Source organism: Parahoeflea halophila, from assembly GCF_900220985.1.
GTDB lineage: Bacteria > Pseudomonadota > Alphaproteobacteria > Rhizobiales > Rhizobiaceae > Hoeflea > Hoeflea halophila.
The window spans coordinates 490333-512701 of the sequence record NZ_OCPC01000003.1; the positions used below are offsets into that span (position 1 = coordinate 490333).

Annotated in this window: 21 protein-coding genes; 7 read left to right on the top strand and 14 right to left on the bottom strand. The window is 61.3% G+C overall.

Features of this window, described 5'->3' with window-relative positions:
• Window positions 1–270 precede the first annotated feature (270 nt).
• The 3 genes from CRO46_RS12880 to CRO46_RS12890 all read right to left on the bottom strand — a co-directional run bounded on the left by CRO46_RS12880 (window position 271) and on the right by CRO46_RS12890 (window position 4334).
• Window positions 271–1596 (bottom strand): alpha/beta hydrolase family protein, encoded by a 1326-nt coding sequence (locus CRO46_RS12880; RefSeq protein ID WP_097108278.1) that lies wholly within the window; start codon window positions 1594–1596, stop codon window positions 271–273.
• A 161-nt stretch (window positions 1597–1757) separates the two neighbouring features.
• Window positions 1758–2516: a crotonase/enoyl-CoA hydratase family protein gene (locus CRO46_RS12885; protein WP_097108279.1), complete on the bottom strand. Its 759-nt coding sequence runs from the start codon at window positions 2514–2516 to the stop codon at window positions 1758–1760.
• A gap of 36 nt (window positions 2517–2552) precedes the next feature.
• Complete coding sequence (locus CRO46_RS12890; protein ID WP_097108165.1) at window positions 2553–4334, bottom strand: acyl-CoA dehydrogenase family protein; 1782 nt, start codon at window positions 4332–4334, stop codon at window positions 2553–2555.
• Between the two features lie 250 nt (window positions 4335–4584).
• Here CRO46_RS12890 and CRO46_RS12895 point away from each other — a divergent pair, with 250 nt between their 5' ends.
• The 3 genes from CRO46_RS12895 (at window position 4585) to CRO46_RS12905 (ending at window position 7852) form a co-directional block, all read left to right on the top strand.
• Window positions 4585–5559 (top strand): L-threonylcarbamoyladenylate synthase, encoded by a 975-nt coding sequence (locus tag CRO46_RS12895; RefSeq protein ID WP_097108166.1) that lies wholly within the window; start codon window positions 4585–4587, stop codon window positions 5557–5559.
• Window positions 5560–5667: 108 nt separating this feature from the next.
• A complete protein-coding gene (locus CRO46_RS12900) occupies window positions 5668–7101 on the top strand; it encodes an FAD-binding oxidoreductase (protein WP_097108280.1) in 1434 nt (477 codons plus the stop codon).
• A 184-nt stretch (window positions 7102–7285) separates the two neighbouring features.
• Window positions 7286–7852, top strand: a complete 567-nt coding sequence (locus CRO46_RS12905) for a DUF6101 family protein (protein WP_097108167.1) — start codon at window positions 7286–7288, stop codon at window positions 7850–7852.
• Between the two features lie 176 nt (window positions 7853–8028).
• Here CRO46_RS12905 and ubiA read toward each other — a convergent pair whose 3' ends face one another.
• Window positions 8029–9003 carry a 4-hydroxybenzoate octaprenyltransferase gene (gene ubiA / locus CRO46_RS12910; RefSeq protein ID WP_097108168.1) on the bottom strand — a complete coding sequence of 325 codons (975 nt, stop codon included), beginning with the start codon at window positions 9001–9003 and terminating at the stop codon, window positions 8029–8031.
• A gap of 70 nt (window positions 9004–9073) precedes the next feature.
• Window positions 9074–9676, bottom strand: coding sequence for a BLUF domain-containing protein (locus CRO46_RS12915; RefSeq protein ID WP_143439034.1), 603 nt, complete (start codon window positions 9674–9676; stop codon window positions 9074–9076).
• An 86-nt stretch (window positions 9677–9762) separates the two neighbouring features.
• Here CRO46_RS12915 and purD point away from each other — a divergent pair, with 86 nt between their 5' ends.
• Both purD and CRO46_RS12925 read left to right on the top strand, forming a co-directional pair.
• Window positions 9763–11040 carry a phosphoribosylamine--glycine ligase gene (purD, locus tag CRO46_RS12920; protein WP_097108281.1) on the top strand — a complete coding sequence of 426 codons (1278 nt, stop codon included), beginning with the start codon at window positions 9763–9765 and terminating at the stop codon, window positions 11038–11040.
• A gap of 150 nt (window positions 11041–11190) precedes the next feature.
• The gene (locus CRO46_RS12925) at window positions 11191–11724 is read left to right on the top strand and encodes a plant virulence effector HPE1-like domain-containing protein (RefSeq protein ID WP_097108170.1); all 534 of its coding nucleotides are present in this window, start codon (window positions 11191–11193) and stop codon (window positions 11722–11724) included.
• Between the two features lie 137 nt (window positions 11725–11861).
• Here CRO46_RS12925 and glyS read toward each other — a convergent pair whose 3' ends face one another.
• The 7 genes from glyS to CRO46_RS12955 all read right to left on the bottom strand — a co-directional run bounded on the left by glyS (window position 11862) and on the right by CRO46_RS12955 (window position 20077).
• The gene (gene glyS, locus CRO46_RS12930; protein ID WP_097108171.1) at window positions 11862–14030 is read right to left on the bottom strand and encodes a glycine--tRNA ligase subunit beta; all 2169 of its coding nucleotides are present in this window, start codon (window positions 14028–14030) and stop codon (window positions 11862–11864) included.
• The gene (locus tag CRO46_RS20260) at window positions 14030–14158 is read right to left on the bottom strand and encodes a hypothetical protein (RefSeq protein ID WP_280176268.1); all 129 of its coding nucleotides are present in this window, start codon (window positions 14156–14158) and stop codon (window positions 14030–14032) included. The genes glyS and CRO46_RS20260 overlap by 1 nt, the downstream gene beginning before the upstream one ends.
• A 96-nt stretch (window positions 14159–14254) precedes the next feature.
• Window positions 14255–14740 (bottom strand): fasciclin domain-containing protein, encoded by a 486-nt coding sequence (locus CRO46_RS12935; RefSeq protein WP_097108172.1) that lies wholly within the window; start codon window positions 14738–14740, stop codon window positions 14255–14257.
• Window positions 14741–14972: 232 nt separating this feature from the next.
• Window positions 14973–16904 carry a DUF2207 domain-containing protein gene (locus CRO46_RS12940; protein ID WP_097108173.1) on the bottom strand — a complete coding sequence of 644 codons (1932 nt, stop codon included), beginning with the start codon at window positions 16902–16904 and terminating at the stop codon, window positions 14973–14975.
• The gene (locus CRO46_RS12945) at window positions 16901–18166 is read right to left on the bottom strand and encodes a 3-phosphoshikimate 1-carboxyvinyltransferase (RefSeq protein WP_097108174.1); all 1266 of its coding nucleotides are present in this window, start codon (window positions 18164–18166) and stop codon (window positions 16901–16903) included. Before CRO46_RS12945 ends, CRO46_RS12940 begins: the two co-directional genes overlap by 4 nt.
• A 35-nt stretch (window positions 18167–18201) precedes the next feature.
• Window positions 18202–18759: a LemA family protein gene (locus CRO46_RS12950; RefSeq protein ID WP_097108175.1), complete on the bottom strand. Its 558-nt coding sequence runs from the start codon at window positions 18757–18759 to the stop codon at window positions 18202–18204.
• 364 nt (window positions 18760–19123) lie between these two features.
• Entirely contained in the window at window positions 19124–20077 is a 954-nt protein-coding gene (locus CRO46_RS12955; protein WP_097108176.1) for a glycine--tRNA ligase subunit alpha, read from the bottom strand.
• A gap of 177 nt (window positions 20078–20254) precedes the next feature.
• Here CRO46_RS12955 and CRO46_RS12960 point away from each other — a divergent pair, with 177 nt between their 5' ends.
• Window positions 20255–20836 carry a TetR/AcrR family transcriptional regulator gene (locus tag CRO46_RS12960; RefSeq protein WP_210421523.1) on the top strand — a complete coding sequence of 194 codons (582 nt, stop codon included), beginning with the start codon at window positions 20255–20257 and terminating at the stop codon, window positions 20834–20836.
• 27 nt (window positions 20837–20863) lie between these two features.
• The gene (locus CRO46_RS12965; RefSeq protein ID WP_097108282.1) at window positions 20864–21151 is read left to right on the top strand and encodes a YciI family protein; all 288 of its coding nucleotides are present in this window, start codon (window positions 20864–20866) and stop codon (window positions 21149–21151) included.
• A 1-nt stretch (window position 21152) separates the two neighbouring features.
• Here the strand turns inward: CRO46_RS12965 and CRO46_RS12970 are convergent, their stop codons facing one another.
• The gene (locus CRO46_RS12970; RefSeq protein ID WP_425479276.1) at window positions 21153–21347 is read right to left on the bottom strand and encodes a hypothetical protein; all 195 of its coding nucleotides are present in this window, start codon (window positions 21345–21347) and stop codon (window positions 21153–21155) included.
• A gap of 122 nt (window positions 21348–21469) precedes the next feature.
• Entirely contained in the window at window positions 21470–22327 is an 858-nt protein-coding gene (locus tag CRO46_RS12975) for a S49 family peptidase (protein WP_097108284.1), read from the bottom strand.
• Window positions 22328–22369 lie beyond the last annotated feature (42 nt).

Sequence of the window (22369 nt, forward strand, 5' to 3'; positions counted from 1 at the left end):
GATCCAGCGGATCACGCTGCTACTCGACCTATCCATTAGAATATCATTATTAATAGGCTGTGAATCAGAGACGCTGACTTTGCCATCTGTGCGATAAACTTATGGAACCGCCCAGAAAGACTGGCGGGGCACCTCCGTTGTGACAATAAACACCGACGCGGCGCTTTTGATCCCCCCCCCTTTGTCCACGCCATGGCTGCCGAAAGTTCCGGCAACGAAAAAGGCGGCGCACAGGGTGCGCCGCCTTTCCATCGTCCTCAGACGTAAGCCTTATTCGCCGGCGTTCAATACTTCGTAACGAAGGCCCTTGGCAGTGCGGTTCTGGAAGCCGTGCCAGTGGGTGTGTTCGGGCTTGTTGGTGCCGTCATCTTCCTTGGCCCAGACTCCGTCATTGGAGTTTGGCACCAGATCGAGGAAGGCTGCCTTGGACTCGTCGCCCTTGAGGTGCCGGTCGAGCCAGGCGGTGACGAAATGCTGCGAGATGTTGTTCATCCGCACCGAGTCCCAGACCGCGTCATTGTAGTGCTCGGCCAGATTGAAGCCCAGTTCCTCGTCGACCTTGTCGGCCTCGGCTGGTGCCGGCATCGGGGCGCCTGCATTGTGGTTGGCGTTGTCAAAGGTCAGCAGTGCCCGGTCAACGCCGGTCGCACCCTGCCAGATAGCGCGAACGCCCTTCTCGTAGCCCGAAACATCATCGATCGAACCGGCGATGAAGAGAGCCGGCTTCTCGATGCCCTTGAGGGTTTCGTCATCCCAGAAGTTGAGCACCCTGCCCCAGGGGCCGAAGGCGACGATGGTCTTGACGCGCGGATCAGGCAGCGCGTTGTGGCTGTCGGAACCGCTGAGATGAACGCCGAGCGTACCGTGCGGGCCGCCCCAGCTGTAGTCGACGGCGGTTTGGGTGACGCCTCCGCCAGCACTGATGATCGCTCCATAGCCACCCATGGAATAACCGACTATGGCGGCATTGCCGGCATCGACGAGACCGTTCAGGAAATTGCCCTCCTCATCGGCGAGGCCGGCAATTTCATCGAGCACGAATTTCTGGTCGATCGAGCGGTTGACCAGGGTGGAGCCAAAGGCGGCCTTGGTGCGATATGTCGAATCGGTGTGGTCGATCGAGGCGACGACATAGCCCTTCGAGGCGAGATTTTCGGCCAAGTGCGAAAGCAGGAAGCGGTTGCCCGGATAGCCATGCGAAATGATGACCAGCGGGAACGCCTCGGTGGCTGCCAGAGGCGCCGCGTCGCGCATGGCTTGGCCAACCAGCGTGACCTCGGTCTTGCCGTCGCGGAGAAACGCCTTGAACTCCTGCGAGCCTTCGGCCGCACTGTCGGCCGGATACCAGACCTCGACCGTCAACGGACGATCATAACGTGGCCATTCGGCAGGCTTCTCGGCTGCGGGGTCGATGGCGAGAATATCAATCTGGTCCGGGTTGACCATTTCCAGCGTGCGGACGCCAACCCTGTGCTCGCCATAGGCGGAGAGTTCGGGCGCATCATGGCGCTGCGTGTCGATCCGGTTGGTGGCAGGCGCAGGCGCGCCTTCGTGGCTGGCGGCCTGAGCAGTCCCTGTAAAGGTTGCAATTGTCATGGCCGAAGCCGCAATGAGTAGCGAAAATTTGAACATGGAACACCTTTCATATCTACGTTCCCAACCTGCGGCAATTGCATCACCGGCAGGCCCTCCCAACGAATATGCGACGCTAACGCAGCGCGCCGCGCGGCACCAGATCAATACTGAACAATAATCGGCTACTTTTTTCGCGCCATGAAGGCCTGAAAGGCCGCAAGCGCCTCCGCGCTCTTGAGCTGATTGGCAAAATGTTCCGCCTCCTCCCGCATCCGGGCCACGACCGGAGCCGGGTCCGGCTTGACGAGACGGCGGGAAATGGCGAGCGCCTTGGGCGGTTTTTGCGCCAGATGCTCGGCTGCGGCAAAGACTGCCGGTTCCAGCTCTGCAGCGCTGACGGTCTTGTAGATCAGGCCCGCGCGCTCGGCCTCCTCGCCGGAAAACGGAATGCCCGCGGCCAGCAGCGCGAAGGCCTTCTGATGTCCCATGGCCGTTGGCGCCAAGAGGCTGGAACCCGCCTCGGGCACCAGCGCCAGATCGGTAAACGGGGTGTGAAAGCGTGAATCCGGCGTTGCAAAGGTCATGTCGCAATGCATGTGAATGGTTGTTCCGATACCGATGGCAAGGCCATCGACGCCGGTGACGATCGGCTTTTCGAGGCTCGCCAGGCAACCCAGGAAGTCAAAAACCTCGGTGCCATTGTCGCCACCCATGGCAACCGCCATGAAGTCCTGCATGTCATTGCCGGAGGTGAAGACGCCCGGCGTTCCGAGCATGACATGAACGCGCACCTTTTCATCGCGCTCGCCCTCGATCAGCGCCTTTGCCATGGTGGCGTACATGGCGCGGGTGATAGCGTTTCTCTTGTCAGGCCGGTTGAAGCGGATGACGTTGATGGCGCCGGTCTCGCCGGCACGCTCGGTCAGAATGTGGTCAGTCATGGATGTCCCCTCGGAAATGGCGATGGATGCGATCAATCAGGCAAGAGCAGCGGAGGCATCCGCAAGGCACGCGGCACCGGCTGTTGCGCTTGCAGCAAGCCCCCTGGTTTCCGGAGCCAGGTTGGCCGCGGCAAAGCGTGCCAGCGCTGCCCGCCCGGCCGCTTCCGGCGCTTCCATGTCTGCCAGGGCTCCACGGGCCAGCATGGCGACGGTCGCGGTCACACCGAACAACCGCAGGTAAGGCGTCGCCCCCGACAGGGCATCGGTCTGGCGGCCGTCACCGAGTGCCGATTGCATGTAGGCGGTGGCGGTTTCGAGATCGGCAATGGCCTGGTCGAGATGATCGGCAACACCTTCGAAGACCAGTGAGTTGGAGGCGCGAGCGGCCTCGGCATCGGCCTTGAAGTCGGCGATCAGGGCGGACACGGTGGCGCCGCCGGACAAGGGCAGCTTGCGCATCACCAGATCAATCGCCTGAATGCCGTTGGTGCCCTCATAGATCGGCGCAATGCGGGCATCGCGCAACAGCCGGGCGGCGCCGGTTTCCTCGATGAAGCCCATGCCGCCGTGCACCTGGACGCCGAGTGAGGCAACCTCGAAACCGATATCGGTGGCAAAGGCCTTGGCGATCGGGGTGATCAGACCGGCCCGTTCTGACCAGGCTTTTGCCTCCTCGCCTTCGCTGACGCGGGCCATGTCGAGCGCTTCGGCACAGGAATAGCAGATGGCGCGCGCACCCTGCGTCAGCGCCTTCATGGTCATCAGCATGCGGGCGACATCGGGGTGTTCGATGATCGGGCTCATGCCCTCGCCCTTGTGACCGGGCGCGCGGCCCTGGGTGCGTTCCTTCGCATAGGCAAGCGCCTTCTGGTAGGCGGTCTCGGCGATAGCGACACCCTGCATGCCGACGGCCAGCCGAGCGTTGTTCATCATGGTGAACATGCAGGCCAGGCCCTTGTTCTCCTCACCGATCAGCCAGCCGATGGCGCCGGGCTGATCGCCGAACTTGCCATCGCCGTAGATCATGGTGCAGGTGGGTGACGCGTGGATGCCGAGCTTGTGCTCGAGGCCGGAGCAGAAGACGTCATTGCGCTCGCCGATCGATCCATCGTCACCAACAAAGAACTTGGGCACCAAGAACAGCGAGATCCCGCGGGTGCCGGCAGGCGCATCGGGAAGCCGCGCCAGTACGAGGTGAATAATGTTGTCGGTGAAATCATGCTCACCATAGGTGATGTAGATCTTCTGGCCGAAAATACGGTAGGTGTCGTCACCGACCGGTTCGGCACGGGCCTTGAGCGCGTTAAGATCGGAGCCCGCCTGCGGCTCTGTCAGGTTCATGGTTCCCATCCATTCGCCGGTGACGAGTTTCTCGAGATACTTGGCCTTGAGCTCATCGGAGGCATGTTTTTCCAGCGCTTCGACCGCGCCCATGGTCAGGGTCGGACCGATGCCGAAGGCGAGGGATCCGGAGTTCCACATTTCCAGCGCCGCCACCGAGAGCAGCATCGGCAGGCCCTGTCCTCCGAACTCCTCGGGCCCGGTCAGGCCGTTCCAGCCGCCCTCGATCCAGTCTTGATAGAGTTTTTTCCAGCCCGGCGGCGTGGTGACGGCTCCATCCTCGAGCACGGCGCCATGCTTGTCGCCGGTTTCGTTGAGAGGGGCAATCTCGTCGGAGGAGAAGCGTCCCGCTTCGCCAAGAATGGCATCCACCAGATCTTCACCCAGATCGCCGAAACGGCCTGTTTCCAGAGCCTTGCGCAATCCCGCAACGGATTTGAGTGTGTGAGCGATTTCGTCGACCGGCGCACGATACATGTAATCTTCTCCCTGCTGTCCGCCTCTGTCTCGACGCGGATCCGAACCAGGCTCATGGCTAAGTGGTTTTTACGTAAACGTCAATTTCTGACCTGCAGATTGACGGTGATTTCCGGATAATCACATATGCGAGAAGGATGAGAAATCAATGCTGCCAGGCACGCCTGGCTAGACTTGTGGCGAAACAACTCACCTTGATTGCGTGGCTCCGTGGGGGCTGATAGAGCGTGCTATGAAACCTGGACATATTATGACGCGCATTCTCCCCATATCCGATACGGGCACACGCGAGGCCGCTCTCGAGGTCCTGCGGCGTGGCGGGCCGGTGGCACTGCCGACCGAAACCGTCTACGGGCTGGCAGCGGATGCGACCAGCCCGGAAGCGATCGCGACGATCTACGAGACCAAGGGCCGGCCGCGGTTCAATCCACTGATTTCTCACGTCGCCGACATCGAGATGGCCTGCGCCCATGTCACATTCTCGCCGCTGGCCGAGAAGCTGGCGGAAGCATTCTGGCCCGGTCCGCTGACCCTGGTCCTGCCGCTCCGGGATGACAGCAAGATCCATTCCCTGGCCTCCGCCGGCCTTGCCACCGCGGCTGTCCGGATGCCGGAAGGATTTGCACGCGAACTCATAGCCGGGTTCGGCCGCCCGCTGGCAGCACCCAGTGCCAATCGCTCGGGCCGCGTCAGCCCGACCACGGCGCAGCACGTCGCGGACGATCTGGGCGACAGGATTGATCTGATCGTCGATGGCGGTCCTTGCCGGGTGGGTCTGGAGTCGACCATCCTTGCTGTCGACGGAGCGCAATTGCGCCTGCTCAGGCCAGGCGGGATTCCGGTGGAAGTGATTGAAGCGGCAACCGGCATACCGGTCGGACGCACCACCCCACAATCCCTGGGCGATGGCGTTATCGCTCCAGGCATGCTGGCTTCCCATTACGCACCGAATGCCGGCGTGCGGCTGAATGCGCGCAATGCAAGTCCCGGCGAGGCGGTCATCCGCTTTGGCGGCGAGCAGCTTGAGGGTGAAGCAGGCGCGATAGCCGTCCTGGATCTCTCGCCAGCAGGCGATCTGCGGGAAGCTGCGGCAAACCTCTTCGACATGCTCAAGCGCGCGGATGCGACAGGCGCAACCCGCATTGCCGTGGCGCCGGTCCCCGGTCACGGCTTGGGCGAGGCCATCAATGACCGACTGAAACGGGCGGCAGCTCCGAGGACCTAAGACCTTTGGGAAGTCATGATCGTGGTGTCGGCAAGACGTGCAGATGGAGCGGTCAAAAACAACAGCCCGACGCTCGACTTGGTGACAGGGCAAAGCTAAATGCTTTGCATGACGATACCATTGACAGACCCCGCACTTATCGAACGCTTTGCAGCCATAACAGGCGAACAGAACGCACTGACCGCCGACGCCGACATTGCACCGCACCTCATCGAGTTGCGGGGACTCTACAAGGGCGAAAGCCCCCTGGTGCTGCGCCCGGCGGACACGGAGCAGGTCTCAGCCATCCTGCGGCTTGCGCATGAAACCAATACGGCAATCGTGCCGCAGGGCGGCAATACAGGACTTGTGGGGGCGCAATCCCCGCGTCCGGGCAAAGGCGAAGTGGTGCTGTCACTCTCCAGGCTCAACAAGATCCGCTCGCTTGATACGGTCGGTCAGACCATGGTTGCCGAAGCCGGGGTCGTCCTCGAAAGGGCTCAGCAGGCAGCGGCAGACGCCGATCTGTTGTTTCCGCTTTCGCTCGGATCGGAAGGTTCCTGCCAGATCGGCGGCAACCTGTCCTCCAATGCCGGCGGAACCGCGGTGCTTGCCTATGGCAACATGCGCCAGCTCTGCCTCGGCATCGAGGCCGTCCTTCCCGATGGCGAGATCTGGCATGGCTTGCGAGCGCTGAAGAAAGACAATACCGGCTACGACCTGCGGGATCTGTTCATCGGTGCGGAAGGCACGCTCGGAATCATCACCGCAGCGGTGCTGAAGCTGTTTCCTGCCCCACGCGGCCACGAAACCATTTATGCAGGCGTCGACAGCCCGGAAACGGCGCTGAAACTGTTCCGGCTGGCACAGGATTTCTGTGGACCTTCACTGACCGGGTTCGAACTGATGCCGCGCATCGGCATCGAGTTCACCACCCGCCATATCGAGGGCGTGCGCGATCCGCTGTCGGTGGCACATCCGTGGTATGTGCTCATCGACATCACCTCGGGCCGGTCGCAGGAGGCAGCACGCGACATGCTGGAAGGCCTGTTCATCGCGGCCGATGAAAAAGGGCTGATCCGCGACGCGGCAGCTGCCGAGACCGAAGCCCAGCGTCAGTCGTTCTGGAAGCTGAGGGAATCAATGTCCTGGGCTCAGAAACCTGAGGGCGGCTCGATCAAGCACGACGTATCGGTGCCTGTGGCGCTGGTGCCGGAATTTCTCGCCACCGCCGATCAGGCGGTGCTCAAGGCCATGCCCGAGGCGCGGATCGTCGCCTTCGGGCACATGGGCGACGGCAATATCCATTACAACATCTCCCAGCCCAAGGGCGCAGACAAAGAGACATTTCTTGCCCGCTGGAAGGAAATGAACGAGATCGTTCATGCGATTGTCCTGAAATTGAACGGTTCGATCTCAGCCGAACATGGCATCGGACAGCTCAAGCGGGATGAACTGGCCGCCATCCGTACGCCTGTGGAAATGGCGATGATGCAGCGCATCAAGGATGCATTCGATCCCAGGGGGATCATGAATCCGGGCAAGGTGATAGCCTCCCGGTAACCTTTCCGAATTGCAAATGGGACGGTCGTCTTTCGCTAACCATTTCCGATACATAGGTTTTCTTAACCCAAAACCTTAAGCCGACTGGAACGGCTGTGGGCCATTTTGCTTGCTGTGAGAGGGCGAAAAGCCCCGGATGAGAAGACCGGATAACCGGCTCTCAAGAGTTACAGAGGCGATTAACATGACCAACCCGGTATTGAAGCCCGAATGGGCCGGTTTCGAACTACGGCTCGACCCAGGAAGCTTCCCGCAGCGCGTTTCCTATTCGGTGGGCGAGGAGCAGGATGAGATCTCCGTCACGCTCGACGGGCGCGGTGCCGTGCTCAAGAAGATGCTTTCGAAATCGGGGCTTCCGCTGTCCATCGCGCTGCCGGCACGCGCCTTCGAGGGTGTCGCAGCACGGGCAATTGACCATGGTGACGGCACAGTCACGGTGACGCTTGAGCTGCATCACAGTGATGCCGCCATGTGCGTACCGCTTCTGGTGGCCCACAATCTCGATGACATTGCCGCCGACTGGCGCGCCTGGGCGGAGCTGTATCAACTGCCGATGATGATGGTTGAAGCCGATGGCGTCGCCCGCCCGCTTGACGACGGGTCGGCACAGCCCGCAACTGGCGCACCGACGCGTCGCCGCCGCCACAGCCAGATCGCCGACCGGCGGCCGCGCTTCCTGGTTCGCCGTTCAACCGGCAAAATTGGCATCCGCATGAAAATCGAAGGCCGCGAGATCATCGCACGGCGCTAATGCATGTCGCGTTCAAATGGATTCATTTGAACGATAACGTACATGCATCATTTCAAAGTGTTACAGCGACCTTTGCGTATCCGACTGGATGCGCAGCGCTGTAGAGCGTCGTCCGATTGACTAGACGCAGCCTATCGGCCCGGTCGCCTGCCCCACACAGGCGACCGGGCTCTTTTTCATATGAGGAGGGCTGCGACGAGGCCCAGAAACACGATCAGACCGACATGGCTGTTGGCCTTGAACAAGGACAGGCACTGATCTGCATCATCGATGTCGATCACCTTGATCTGCCAGCCAAGCATGGCGACCGCAATCGCAAGCCCGGCGTAGGCGGGCCAGGACACACCGCTGAGCCAGAACGCTGAAAGCGCCATGGCCGCAAACAAGCCGTAAAACAGGACAAGCCAGATCTTGGTGTTCTCGGCAAACAGACGCGCGGTGGAACGAACGCCGACAAGCGCATCGTCCTCCTTGTCCTGGTGGGCATAGATGGTGTCGTAGCCGATGGTCCAGGCAATGGCGCCAGCATAAAGCAGAACCGGGGGCCAGGCCAGTTCACCAAACACCGCTGCCCATCCCATCAGCGCGCCCCAGGAAAACGCAAGCCCGAGGAAGAATTGCGGCCAGTCGGTAAAGCGCTTGGCGAACGGGTAGATCGCCACCACGCCGAGCGAGGCTATTCCCAGCAGGATCGCGAAGCTGTTGAACTGGATCAGAACCAGCAGTCCGACCAGCGCCTGCACGACGAGGAACGCCGTTGCTGCAAAGCGCGAAATCCGTCCCGAAGGCAAGGGCCGCGAGCGGGTACGCGCCACCTTTGCGTCGATCTTTTGATCGACGAGATCATTCCAGGTGCAGCCGGCACCGCGCATGGCGATGGCTCCGGCCATGAACAAGAACAGATGCCAGAGCATCAGGCCCGGCGACCAGACCGTGCTGATATTGGTGGGCGAATTTGCGACATTGGCGGCGAGCGCCGAAGACCAGAAGCATGGCCACATCAGCAACTGCCAGCCGATCGGCCGATCCCAGCGCGCCAGTTGAGCGTGCGGCCAGATCGCGCGGGGCAGGACGCGGTAAACCCAATTGCCCGAGGGTGCATCGGCAACGCGGGCGTTCATCTCGTCTGTGGTGTGTGACCTCTTGCGCATGACCGCGAGTGTTGCCACCGCCGCGGTGGCAGGTCAAGACGAGCGAAGCCAGGCCTGGAGCAAATGGCGATTATGCGCTTATCGCTCTCACTGGCCTCTGGGTATCGGCAATAAAATCGCGGCTGAATGCGACAACCGTGTCCAGCAACATCCCGCTGTCATCGTTTGTAATCCGTTCGGCCAGAGTGTGGCGCGATATCTGGAACAGCTTGCGATCAGCTGCCCTGTTTGCATCAAGCTGCTTGAAACCCATGCTCCATCGGCTGAACAAACGCTTCCCGGCAGCCTGCTCGAGCACAAGCATCAGGTTGCGATGCCGGTCGTCAGCCTGAATGCGGCGGTAGAGGCTGCGAACCGTATCGGGTTCACCTTCAAGAACCTGTATGAACACGCCATCAGCCCACAGCAGCATGCCGGTGACGCAGTTACGCAGATTGTTGCGCCGGGAAGCTGTCAGAATGTCCTCAATGTCGGTATCGCTCATCTGGGAGGATGCACCGCTGACGTACAACATTTGCAACATCGAGCTCACTCCGTTTGCTAGTCGTGGCAAGGCGGGGCCTGCCGCCCGCATATTCGCATGTTTAACAATGGAACCGTTGCGAAAGCCTGAAGCAAGCGTCTCGAATTGCTGGCAAAACGCAATGAAGCAGAATGCGCGCGGCAAGTTCACTTGACCATCCGCACGCGATTTCCTAACCCGATGCAAACTCGACCCCGCGCTGCCGGGACAAGGCCAACCGATGGAGATTTCCGATGTTGAATGTGCTGTTGATCGGGTCTGGCGGACGCGAACATGCGCTGGCCTGGAAGATTGCCCAGTCGCCGATGCTCGGCACGCTCCATGCCGCGCCGGGCAATCCGGGGATCGCCGAGCATGCGACGCTCAGCGCACTCGATGTCAGCGACAATGAGGCGGTCACCAGATTCTGCAGGAACCAGGCTATCGACCTGGTGGTGGTCGGCCCGGAAGCGCCTCTGGTGGCGGGGCTGGCCGACGCACTGAAGGCTGACGGGATCGCCGTCTTCGGCCCGTCGGCGGCAGCGGCACAGCTTGAGGGATCAAAAGGCTTTACCAAGGATCTGTGCGCGCGCGAAAACATTCCGACCGGCGCCTATCAGCGATTCAACAATGCGCCCAAGGCCAAGGCCTATGCCCGGGCGCAGGGCGCGCCAATCGTGATCAAGGCCGACGGGCTTGCCGCCGGCAAGGGTGTCACCGTGGCTATGACCATGGAGGAAGCGCTGGCAGCCATCGAGGATTGCTTCGAAGGTGCCTTTGGCGCGGCTGGCGCTGAAGTGGTGGTCGAGGAATTCCTGCATGGCGAAGAAGCCAGCTTCTTCTGCCTGTGCGACGGCAAGACCGCCCTGCCCTTCGGTACGGCGCAGGACCACAAGCGGGTTGGCGACGGCGACACCGGCCCCAACACCGGCGGCATGGGTGCCTATTCGCCTGCCCCGGTGATGACGCCGGACCTGGTCGAGCAGACCATGCGCGAGATCATCGAGCCAACCATGCGTGGCATGGCGGCGCTCGGCGCTCCGTTCACCGGTGTGCTCTATGCCGGCCTGATGATCGACGAGAGCGGGCCGAAGCTGATCGAATACAATGTCCGCTTCGGCGATCCCGAATGCCAGGTGCTGATGATGCGGCTGAAGGACGATATCCTGGTGCTGCTCAAGGCAGCGGCGGAAGGCGAGCTGGCACATGTTTCGGCGCGCTGGAAGGATGATGCGGCGCTGACCGTTGTGATGGCCGCGGAAGGCTATCCCGGCACGCCGAAGAAAGGCACGCCGATTGCCGGTCTGGCCGCGGCAGAAGCCAGTGGCGCCAAGGTGTTTCATGCCGGCACGAAGCTTGAGGGCGATCAGCTGGTGGCCAATGGCGGGCGGGTGCTCAACGTCACGGCGCAAGGCGTGAGCGTGACCGATGCCCAGGCGAAAGCCTATCAGGCGGTTGACACCATCGACTGGCCGGGCGGGTTTTGCCGCCGTGACATCGGCTGGCGGGCAGTCGAGCGCGAAGCCGAAAATTAACGCCCTGTTTACCGCTTCCAAAAACCGGATCGTAACGGCCCCTTGCTAGAGTGCACTCACCAGAACCGGAAATCCGGTTGTTGCAAGTGCTGGAGCGGCCCGGGTGCATTCGAATGGAATGTGCTCCGCTCCGAGAGGGGAGTAGATACGATGCAAAGACTTATCCTTGCCGCTGCGTTGTGCCTTGGCGCAGGTCAGGCCGGCGCCTCGTCGATCCAGCCCTACACCCCGAGCGCAAATGCACGCACCAGCATCGTCGAAATCGGCTGCCCGGCCTGTGCACGCGCGGCCGCAGAGAAAGCCGCCGCCGAAGCCGAGATACGGCTGGAGCCGGGCGAGCAGATCGTCGAGGTGCACGAAGTCGACGGCCAGATGATGATCTACCGGACCGAGAACCTGCTTGGCGGTTCGCCGGTGACGATGGTCCGCAAGGCAAGCGAGGCGGATCTCATCGCGCTGGGCTATGCGAAGCCGGAAGCCAACCAGAGCGCCGAAGCGAAGGAGCCGGTTGCAAAAACCGCTGACACGCCAGTGATCGCCGAACCCGGAAGCGGACCGAAACTGTTCGAGCCGGTGACGGCCAACAGCGCCCCGGGCGTTGACCAGGAGACCATGACCTCTGCCCTGGGCGACGACGCAAAAGCGGAATTCGATCCGTCGAAATTCGAGCTCCGGCTCAACTGACATTATTCATCAGGACGGGAATTCGATCACCCGTCCCTGCCCCGCAAGCCCTCGTTCCGGGTCACGCGAAGGCACCCAGCCGGCGCCCGCCTCCAGGGGTTGCCGGCTTCGGGCATTCAAGATACCTCTAAATCACCTCAGCCCGCGATGCGGGAAAAATCGGCGACAGCGCCGGTGGCCTGACGGATCATCGCGAGCAACGCCAGCCGGTTGGCACGAACCGAGTCGTTTTCGGCATTAACCAGCACCGCCTCAAAAAATGAATCAACAGGTTCACGCAACGTCGCAAGTGCGCTCATGGCGGCGGAATAATCTTCGCTTTCAATGGCTTGAGTTGCCTGACTGACAGACTGATTCACCGCCGCGAAGAGCTTCTTCTCTTCATCAAGCTCGAACAGGGACGGGTTTACCGATTCGGCAACCGCCGTCCCCTTCTTCTCTTCAGCTGCAAGAATGTTGGCGGCACGCTTGGTTCCGGCCAGCAAGTTCTTGCCGTCCTCGGTGTCGAGGAATGCACCGAGAGCTTCGACACGGCGGGTGATATCCAGAAGATCATCGGACTCGGCCGTGATCACCGCGTCGATAAGATCGTGGCGGGCGCCCTGATCGCGCAGATAGACTTTCAGGCGGTCGTGGAAGAAGAAGAGGAGGTCGGTAGCCAGACCTTCAGGCGCAGCTTCCACCCGCTTCTGGCTGACAAGAGATTCCAGGCTCTTGGCAATTTGCGACAAGAGATCCAGCTCGACGGCATTTTCGACCAGAATCCGGATCACGCCCAGCGCAGCACGGCGGAGCGCATAGGGATCCTTCGAGCCTGTGGGCTTTTCGTCGATGGCCCAGAAGCCCACGAGCGTGTCGAGCTTGTCGGCCAGAGCGACCGAAATCGAGACCGGGTCGGTCGGCACCTTATCGGACGGACCCTGCGGCTTGTAATGCTCCTCGGCGGCCAGCGCGACGCTCTCGTTCTCGCCCTGAAGGCCGGCATAGATGCGCCCCATGACGCCCTGCAGTTCGGGAAATTCGCCGACAACCTCGGTGGTCAGGTCGGCCTTGGCGAGCATGGCGGCACGGGTGGCGAGTTCCGGATCGGAGCCGACGACAGGCGCAAGTTCCGCAGCCAGCCTGGCGATGCGCTCCACGCGTTCGCCCTGGGTGCCCAGCTTGGCATGGAAGGTGACGCCCAGCTGATCGAGCTTGGCCATGCGCTGGTCGAGCGGCTTGGCCAGATCAAGCCCGAGCTTTTCAGCCGACGCTGTCAGCTTGTCGCGGTCGGGCAGATCGGCCTGGTCGGTGTTCCAGAAATAGAGCGCATCGGACAGGCGCGCTCGCACCACCTTGGCGTTGCCAAGCGCGATATCCTTGCCGCCGTCGCTGGCCTCGATGTTGGAGACCAGGACGAACTTGTTCGACAAGCCACGACCGGGCTTTCTCAGCACGAAGCATTTCTGGTTGGTCTTGATGGTGAGCCGGATGATGTCGTCGGGGATCTCGAGAAAATCCTCCTCGAACTCGCCCATCAGCACCACGGGCCATTCGACCAGGCCGGAGACCTCGTCGAGCAGGCCTTCGTCCTCGACCAGCTCGAGGCCTGACGCGAAAGCCAGATTGCGGGCGTCCGAGGCGATGATCTCCTTGCGGCGCTCGGCGTCGAGAACCACGTGCGCGCGCTCGAGCTTTTCGGAATAATCATCAAAGCGGCGCACGGTGAAGCTGTCTGGCGCGTGGAAACGGTGGCCGGACGTGGTATTGCCGGACACAAGCCCGTCGATCTCAAAAGCAATGACTGTCGGCTCTTCGGTTTCCGGACCGAAAGTGCAGATGATCGACTGCAGCGGACGCACCCATCTGAGCGAACCGGGCTTGGACGAGGCCTCGCCCCAGCGCATCGACTTGGGCCAGGAGAAGCCGCGAATGATGCCGGGCATCACCTCGGCAATGATTGCTTCCGCATCGCGGCCGGGTTTGGAGATATGAGCGACGTAGAAATCGCCCTTCTTCGGATCGGTGTGCACATGGGCTTCGGAAATGTCGTTGAGCCCGGCCTTGCGCATGAAGCCGGCCAGAGCCTGTTCCGGCGCTTTGGTCGACGGGCCCTTGATCTCCTCATGCACATCGGCCGATTTCGGAGTCAGGCCGCGGATATCAAGCGTGAGCCGGCGCGGAGTCCAGTATTCGCGTGCTGCCTCATAGGTGAGCCCGGCATCGACCAGCGCATCGGTGATGGACTTGCGCAGATCGCCGGCAGCCTTGCGCTGCATGCGTGCGGGTATCTCTTCGGAGCGAAGTTCAATCAGAAGATCGGGCATCAGTATTGCTCCACCATGGTGCTGCGCACGCTGTTTCCATGCTTGCCCGTCCTCGCGGCTCCGCCGCTGCGGGCGAGCGGGCGTGCGGGTATCTCTTCAGAGCGAAGTTCAATCAGAAGATCGGGCATGGCACTTTCCAGAAAACAGATTTCGGGCGGGACTTAGCAAGCCCCGCCCGAAATGTCATCCATCGATTGCCACATATGCGTGGCCGGTGCCGCTGATCAGCTTGACGGCAGCATGACCGTGTCAATGACGTGAATGACGCCGTTGTCGGCCTTGATGTCGGCCTGAACCACAGTGGCATCGTCGACGGTCACAACCGCGCCGGACTTGGCGACAGCCAGCGTGCGGTCGCCACCGGACTTGATGGTGCGAACATGAATCGGCCCGGCAGGAAGCTGGTTGGACACGAGTTCACGCGGCAGCACATGGTAGCTCAAGATCGCGGCCAGCTTGTCCTTGTTTTCGGGCTTGAGCAGATCTTCGACGGTACCGGCAGGAAGTTTGGCAAATGCGTCGTCGGTAGGTGCAAAGACGGACAGGTTTTCGCCTGTGGCCAGTGCATCTGCGAGACCAGCGGCCTTCGCGGCAGCCAGCAGAGTTCCAAACACGCCTGCTTCCTTTGCGGTCTCAACGATGTTGGCGGCGTTGGCTGCCGGCGCGGAAAGGGTGAGCACCATAGCGGCGGCAAGAAGGGACTTTCTCATAGCGGTTCTCCAAGGTCTGGTGGGTTGTTTCGTTGGCAGCTTTGCTGACGACAACACCGTCTACGCGCCGCAACCGTCTTGGATCGGACAGGTGGCTTCACAGCATTGTCAGAACGAAAAGATGATCCGGATTCCCAAATGAGCGTAGGGGCGGCATCGAAGCGGCTGTCTTCAACCAGCGAAGACCCGGTCAATCGGGCGTCCGTTCACGGCGTAGCGCCGCCTGATACGCCTACCAGCCGCCGCCGCCACCACCACCGCCGCCGCCACCGGAGGAGCCTCCGCCGGAGGAGCCCGAAGAGCTCTTGGGTTGCGGCATCGAGGCCGCCATCGCTGCAGAGACCGCCGCGACCGAGGATGCAGCCGCAGCCCCGATATCGCCGGGCGACCAGGATCCGCCGTGATACCATTGCGGCCGGTAGTCGTCCTTCCTATCCGGGGCTATGCGCGCCAGTTGTGCCGCCCAGGCTTCAGACCATGGTTCTTCCACGCCAAGGCCCGCCGCATAGGGCAGATAACGCTCGAACAGTTCCTCCGACATCTTTGGCGCATCGCGCATGTTGAGCCGGTTGGTTTCGGCTGTTTCGAGATAAAGCTTGAAGCCCTTGATGTCGGCAAGCACCTTGGCGCCAGATTCGGTGGGTGCGCCGAGAAGAAGAACCATGGAGAATATGACCGCAATACCGATGACCAATAGCAGGCCTGCAAACTGATAGACAGGCATTTCTCCGGACGAGAGGAGGGTGACAATGCTGCTCAGGAAGAGCCCGCCCCCGAGCACGACAAGCATCCCAGCAAGCAGACGTCTGGCTCTCCCCGCACCGGGGCCACTGCGCAATATGCGACTGGCAACGATCACGCCGCCGCCAAGCAACGAGGTCAGGAACGCCGGCAGCAGATAGATCACTGCAGCTTCCGGCGGATTTTGGAGTGCCGCTCCGACGATAAGTGTAATCGCTGCGATCAGCACACCCAAGATCAGCCAGCCGGTGTTGGAGCTGTAGTATCGCCCCGCATATTCGCCCGAGACTGCGGCATGCAACGCGTTTCTGGCTGAAAGCAAACGCTGGCCATTTGCGGACGTCATTGGAAATTGATCGCTGTTGTCAATCGTACCACGGAACAGAGCTGCTTCGCCGCCCGGCAAATCCTTGTACTTGTCGGCGGCAGGGCCGCGCATGAGCGTGATATCCCCATCCTGATCTTCGTGGATGGTCAGCATTCGCTTCACCCCCAACGACAGCAGGGCCGCAATGAATGCAACATCCGAACCGCCAGCGCCGGACCGAAACCCGTTGAAATGTGCATAGGACAATGCCGCGGGCGAAAGGTTTTCCGGTGGGTGGAACAAGGGGATAACCGGCGGTGAGGGAGGATCGCGGCCAACCTTGTTCCACGCATAGAGAAAATACACGGGTACGGCCAGCCAACCAAGGATCACCAGAAAGATTCCGGCATTGCTGCCAAGCGTCGCCATCGCACCGCCGGCATCGGGCGTGACCACGCCTTTGGTGAAGCCGACGGCGATCGTCATCCCGGCGAAAGCCTCAAGCGGCCGGGTCAGGATGAACTGCGGTGTGGAGGTTCCTTCGCCACTGGCGCGGTAATCCGAACCGGTTGATCCAAACCCACCTGTGTAAGCCGCGAGCTGCTCGGCTTGGGCGCCTTCGGGCAATCGCACATTCGCCTCGGCGGCAAGGATCGGAAAGCTCCAGAAACTGCCGGTCACATTCCAGTAGAGTTCGTCGTACCCTTCGAAGAAGCGCAACTGCCGGGTGGTCACATAGCGGATCGTGTAGGTGTGTTCCCCGCGCGGAATGAAGACGTCTGCATCCCCAATCAGGATCCGGAAGAACCGGCCCTGCCATTCAGTGTGATAAGGCGACGGTTCACCGTTGTGGAGAACCTCGACGAGATCGAAACCATTTTCCGACCAAAGGCCCCGGTCATCAAGCGTGCGCAAGGGAATGTCGCGGTAGATGCCTCGGCGGATATTGTGACCCTCGGCGTTGACGGTAATGGTTTCGGTGACTTCGATCGACGCATCAGTGCGGACCTCGATATCGGCCCTGAAATTGCGGATCTCTTCCCTCGCTAGGGCGCCGCCACCTGTCAGCCCGAGCGAGACAAGCAGTGCAAAGGCGAGGGAAAGGAACCGTGTCATCTGGGAATCTCCTGCTGATAGCTCACACCCAGCGATGCCAGCGCATCCCAGTAGCCGGGATAGGTCTTACCGACGCATTTCGGGTCCAAAATGGTGATGCCGGCGGTCTTCAGCCCGGCGAGCGCGAAGCACATGGCGATGCGGTGATCCGCGAAGGTGTCGATTTCGGCAACGCAGGTCTGGCCGGCAAGTGCGGGGTCGGCATTGACGATGAGATCATCGCCCTCCTCGCGTGCAAGGCCGTCGCGGATGGCGTTGAGGCCGAGCGACAGTGCGCGCACCCGGTCGCATTCCTTGACGCGCAGATTGGCGATGCCGGTGAAGCGCACCGTCTGATTGTTGTAGGCCGCAAGCACCGCAATCGTGGGGATGGCGTCCTGCATCTGCGAGCCATCAATGACTGCCGGCATGTCGGGAAAGGCCGAGATCACCTCGTAGGCCCTGGCGTCGGGCTGGGTGAAATCCTGGGCCCTGGTGCCGATATCGATGCGGCCGGCAGTGAGCGCCTCGGCGCCCCAGAGATAGGTCGCCGCCGAGGCGTCCGGCTCGATGTGGAAATCGGTTGCCCGGTAGCCTGTCGGCTCGATCCGCCAGATGGAGGGTGTGACCTGTTCGACATTGGCTCCAAATGCCCGCATGGCAGCAAGTGTCAGATCGATATAGCCGCGTGCGCCGATGTCATCCCCGGCGAGCTCGACGGTAAATGGTTTCCCCGCGCAGGGGGCCGCCATTAGAACGGCGGAGACATACTGGCTCGACAAGCCGGCGTCGATGACGACGTGATGGGAGGAAAACCCGCCCTTGCCCCGGATGCTGACCGGGGGACAGCCTGACGGCGCCTCGATGTCGACGCCCAATGACCTGAGTGCATCGACGAGCGGCGTGATCGGCCGCTTGCGCATATGTTCATCCCCATCGACGATGAATTCGCCTTTGCCGAGGGCCACGGCCGCTGTCAGGAAACGGGTCGCGGTGCCGGCATTGCCAAGGAACAGCGGCGCTGAGGGCGGATTGAGTGTGCCGCTGCCGGTGACCACGAGGGACGTCGCATCGGGCTCTTCGATGCTCACGCCCATGGCACGCAGGGCATCGGCCATGTAGCGCGTGTCATCGCTCTTGAGCGCGCCGGTCAACCGGCTTGTGCCATTGGCCAGGCCCGCAAGCAACAGGGCGCGGTTGGTGATCGACTTCGATCCCGGAGGATTGACGACGCCCGAAAGGCTCCGGCGCGGCGGCACGATGGTAAGTTTTTCAGTCTGCATGTGTCATTCTCGATGTGGTCGGCCTTGCGGCACGGTCAGAACTTGACCTTGGGGGCGGCGCGGTCGGCCTCGTCCTCGATCTCGAAATACTCCGCCTTGACGAAGCCGAACTGGTTGGCAATCAGTACCGACGGGAAGCTCTCGACGGAAACGTTGAGATTGCGGACCGCGCCGTTGTAATAGCGGCGCGACATGGAAATCTCGTTTTCGGTTTCCTCCAACGCCTGCTGGAATTCCTTGAAATTCTCGTTGGCCTTGAGGTCGGGATAGTTTTCGGCCACGGCCATCAGCCGTCCCAGCGCGCCGCTGAGCGCGCCTTCGAGCGAGGCCCGCTGCTCCGGCGAACCGCTGCTGCCGGCAACGGCCTGGCTGCGCAGGCGCGTGACCTCCTCGAGCAGCTCCCTTTCATGGGTCATGTAACCCTTGACCGACTCAAGCAGGTTGGGGATCAGGTCAGCGCGGCGTTTGAGCTGGACATCGATCCCACTCCAGCCTTCGCCCGCCATCTGCCGGTTCTTGACCAGCGTGTTGTAGAGCGAGATCGCGTATAGCACGATCCCCGCCAGCACCGCCAAGATGATCCAAGTCCCCATGCGCCCACTCCCGGCTTTCCAACAATCTGAACATAAGTGCACAGGCCCGACCTGGCTGCGCGACGACCTTACGCACACTGACTGGAAAAATCCACGCAATAGACCGGCGACGAAAAGCCAAGGCCGGCGTTTTACCCTGGAAGCCTGTCGCTGGATCCCGACTTCATAAACGCTGAAGTTGCGCTGAAATCGAAGTTCGCTGCAGATCTCGCAATGTACGAGGACAAGCGGTTGCATCACAAGGGAGGCGCAACGGTGGAACAGAAAGCCAGGAGCGCGTCCGCCCTCGCCAGTTGATCCCACAACCCGGGCTCAGCTGAGGCCGGATCGAGCAAACCGTTTGCCGGATGCGGGTCTGTTCCGGTTACTCGGCGGCCTGCAGGAAACCGTGGCCACCCGCCTCAGTCAGCAGGAAGGCTTCACCGCACTGACGCGACAGGTTGCGCACGCGCAGGATATAGCCCTGACGCTCTGTCACAGAGATGACGCCGCGGGCATCCAGCAGGTTAAAGACATGGCTTGCCTTGATGCACTGGTCATAGGCCGGCAGCACACATTTGTGCAGACCACCGGGCTCTGAAGGCGCACCGGACTTGAGGATGGCTTCGCACTCCCTCTCGGCGTCCTCGAAATGCTTGAGCAGCATTGCGGTGTCGGCGATCTCGAAATTGTAGCGCGAAAACTCCTGCTCGGACTGCAGGAAGACATCGCCATAGGTCACTTTCTCGGCACCTTCGCGGCCATTAAAATTGAGATCGTAGACATTGTCGACGCCCTGGACATACATTGCCAGGCGTTCGAGGCCGTAGGTCAGTTCGCCGGCCACTGGCGCGCATTCGATGCCGCAGACCTGCTGGAAATAGGTGAACTGGCTGACTTCCATGCCGTCGCACCAGCATTCCCAGCCCAGACCCCAAGCGCCGAGCGTCGGGCTTTCCCAGTCATCTTCGACAAAGCGGATGTCATGCAGCAGCGGGTCGACGCCGATTGCCTTGAGCGAACCGAGATAGAGCTCCTGCAGGTTGGAGGGATTGGGTTTGAGGATCACCTGGTACTGGTAATAGTGCTGCAGCCGGTTGGGGTTTTCACCGTAGCGGCCATCCTTGGGACGGCGCGAAGGCTGGACGTAGGCCGCGTTCCATGGCCGTGGTCCAAGCGCACGCAGGGTGGTCGCCGGATGGAAGGTGCCTGCACCGACTTCCATGTCGTAGGGCTGAAGCACGACGCAACCATAATCGGCCCAGTAGCGGTGCAGCGCGAGAATGAGCGCCTGAAACGAGCGGGTCGGCTGCATGTGGTCTGGAAGGGCTTCGGTCATGGCTTGAGATCCGGATGGCGCATCATGGGTTCGCGTGCCGCCTCTTGAGCGGCCCTGAATGTGCGGCGACAGGTGCCATGAAGGGAATGACCGGTCAAGTCTACAGCAAATGGCTTGACAGATTAGGGCGATCGTCCTAGCAATTTAGGACGCTTGCCCTAATATGGAATGTGTGCTGTGAAAGCCGATGAAACCCGCCGGAAGATAGTGGTCGCAGCTGACAAGCTCTTTTACGAACAAGGGTTTGACACAGCGTCCTTTGCCGACATCGCCCGGGTGGTCGAGATCTCGCGGGGCAACTTCTATTACCACTTCAAGACAAAGGACGCGGTTCTGGCCGCGGTGATCGAACACAGGCTTGATGAGCGCAAGGCGATGTTGCGCCATTGGGAGCAAGAGGAAGACAATCCCGCGAACCGGGTAAAGCGCTTCATCAACATCCTCATAACCAACCAGACCAATATCATGGCCTTCGGCTGTCCTGTCGGTACGCTTTGCACCGAACTCGCCAAGCTCGACCATACCCTGAAATCTGAAGCCGCCGGGTTGTTTACCCTGTTCGCGGAGTGGCTGGAACGACAATTCGTCGAACTCGGATGCGGCGGCCAGGCCCCCGATCTTGCCATGCATCTGCTCATGCGCAGCCAGGGTGTCGCCTCCCTTGCCAACACTTTTCAGGACGCGGAGTTCGTCCGCCGCGAGGTTGAGGCGATGTATCAATGGCTGGACAACCAGCTCTCACCAAAGCGCCCGACATGAACCGTGGGCCAAGAACAGGAGATTCCGGTGTTTCTCATCATGCTTCGCTTTTCCGACAACAAGTCAGCAGCCGCCGAGTATATGCAGGCGCACAACGCCTGGATTGCCAAAGGCTTTGAGGAGGGTGTGTTCCTGCTAACCGGCAGCATCGAGCCAAAACAGGGCGGCGCTGTGCTGGCTTACAACATCGCACGCGCCGAGCTCGAGAAGCACGTGACTGAAGACCCCTTTGTCGCCCACAATGTGGTGACGGCGGAGATTACCGAGATAACGCCAGGGAGGACTGATCCAAGACTGGATTTCCTCAACGAATGAATTACTCGTCGGGTTTTCTGAGCCGGTATTCGCCGGTTTCGGGGTCCTCGATCAGCGTCCCCTGCGCCCCGGTGCGGCTTTCCTTCTCCGCATCCCGGACCCTGGAGCTGACGCGTTCGGCCTCAGCGATGAAGCGCCTGTAGCCAAGCCAGGCAACAGCACCGACTGCGGCGAGCAAAAGCAATTGCGGCATCATAGCGGTCCTTTCCTCACCCCGAGACCCGGGTTCCCATCTGCAGATGATGGCGGTCTGCGCGCCCACCTGCCCTCAAACTTTTCGAGGCTGCCTCGGCAACCCGCAGATTCATCCGTCCGAATTCAGAGGCCGTAGCGGGACCAGAGCGCCCGGTCTTCCAGCGCATTCAACCCTGCTTCACCGATCCCTGCAAGCGTCCCGGCGGCAATCGACGTGCTCACGCCCGGCACCCGGCGGCCAAACAACCCGCGCTGAGCGCTGATCAGTCGCATCTTGACCTTGTCGCCATAGCGCGCCCGCAGTGCGGACCGAAGGTCGCCCAGCTCATCGACCAGGCCCAGTTCCTTGCCGCGAATGCCGGTCCAGAATCGGCCGGTAAACAGGTCGGCATCTTCCTTGAGCCTGGCGCCGCGGCTCTCCTTGACCAGATCAATGAAGACCTGATGAACCTCGAGCTGCAGGTCCTTCAGCCGCGAAACATCTTCGGGATTTTCCGGCTGGAACGGATCAAGCACCGACTTGTTTTCACCGGCAGTGTAGACACGGCGCTCGACGCCGATCTTGTCGATAAGGCCGGTGAAACCGAAGCCTGCCGAGATGACGCCGATGGAACCGACCACGGAGGATGGGTCGGCAATGATCTCGTCCCCGGCACAGGCGATCATGTAGCCGCCAGACGCTGCGACGTCCTCGACGACAATGAAAACCTTCTTGTTCTTCTCGGCCGCCAGATCGCGGATGCGCTTGTAGATCAGCCGGGACTGGACCGGCGATCCGCCGGGCGAATTGACCATGATGGCAACAGCCGGCGCCTTCTTGTCGGAAAAGGCCCGCGCCAGCAAGGGCGCTACGGTGGCGATGTTGAGGTTCTGCCGAAACTGGTTGCCCCCGGCCGCGATGGTTCCATGCAACCTGACGACCGGGATTGTGGTGATATCCTTGCGAAAACGGGCGGGATAGAAAGAATTCAAAGAAACCATGTCGGGCCAATCCTGTTGTCGGCGGCAATCCATGCCGGCATT

What these genes read in the sequence shown, in the direction of transcription:
- CRO46_RS12955 (WP_097108176.1), bottom strand. Translation starts at nt 20,077, where the DNA reads ATGACCGAAGCCCTTCCAGACCACATGCAGCCGACCCGCTCGTTTCAG.
- CRO46_RS12885 (WP_097108279.1), bottom strand. Translation starts at nt 2,516, where the DNA reads ATGACTGACCACATTCTGACCGAGCGTGCCGGCGAGACCGGCGCCATC.
- CRO46_RS12905 (WP_097108167.1), top strand. Translation starts at nt 7,286, where the DNA reads ATGACCAACCCGGTATTGAAGCCCGAATGGGCCGGTTTCGAACTACGG.
- CRO46_RS12925 (WP_097108170.1), top strand. Translation starts at nt 11,191, where the DNA reads ATGCAAAGACTTATCCTTGCCGCTGCGTTGTGCCTTGGCGCAGGTCAG.
- CRO46_RS12950 (WP_097108175.1), bottom strand. Translation starts at nt 18,759, where the DNA reads ATGGGGACTTGGATCATCTTGGCGGTGCTGGCGGGGATCGTGCTATAC.
- CRO46_RS12940 (WP_097108173.1), bottom strand. Translation starts at nt 16,904, where the DNA reads ATGACACGGTTCCTTTCCCTCGCCTTTGCACTGCTTGTCTCGCTCGGG.
- CRO46_RS12935 (WP_097108172.1), bottom strand. Translation starts at nt 14,740, where the DNA reads ATGAGAAAGTCCCTTCTTGCCGCCGCTATGGTGCTCACCCTTTCCGCG.
- CRO46_RS12900 (WP_097108280.1), top strand. Translation starts at nt 5,668, where the DNA reads ATGACGATACCATTGACAGACCCCGCACTTATCGAACGCTTTGCAGCC.
- glyS (WP_097108171.1), bottom strand. Translation starts at nt 14,030, where the DNA reads ATGCCCGATCTTCTGATTGAACTTCGCTCCGAAGAGATACCCGCACGC.
- CRO46_RS12975 (WP_097108284.1), bottom strand. Translation starts at nt 22,327, where the DNA reads ATGGTTTCTTTGAATTCTTTCTATCCCGCCCGTTTTCGCAAGGATATC.
- ubiA (WP_097108168.1), bottom strand. Translation starts at nt 9,003, where the DNA reads ATGCGCAAGAGGTCACACACCACAGACGAGATGAACGCCCGCGTTGCC.
- CRO46_RS12895 (WP_097108166.1), top strand. Translation starts at nt 4,585, where the DNA reads ATGACGCGCATTCTCCCCATATCCGATACGGGCACACGCGAGGCCGCT.
- CRO46_RS12880 (WP_097108278.1), bottom strand. Translation starts at nt 1,596, where the DNA reads ATGACAATTGCAACCTTTACAGGGACTGCTCAGGCCGCCAGCCACGAA.
- CRO46_RS20260 (WP_280176268.1), bottom strand. Translation starts at nt 14,158, where the DNA reads ATGCCCGATCTTCTGATTGAACTTCGCTCTGAAGAGATACCCGCACGC.
- CRO46_RS12890 (WP_097108165.1), bottom strand. Translation starts at nt 4,334, where the DNA reads ATGTATCGTGCGCCGGTCGACGAAATCGCTCACACACTCAAATCCGTT.
- CRO46_RS12970 (WP_425479276.1), bottom strand. Translation starts at nt 21,347, where the DNA reads ATGATGCCGCAATTGCTTTTGCTCGCCGCAGTCGGTGCTGTTGCCTGG.
- CRO46_RS12945 (WP_097108174.1), bottom strand. Translation starts at nt 18,166, where the DNA reads ATGCAGACTGAAAAACTTACCATCGTGCCGCCGCGCCGGAGCCTTTCG.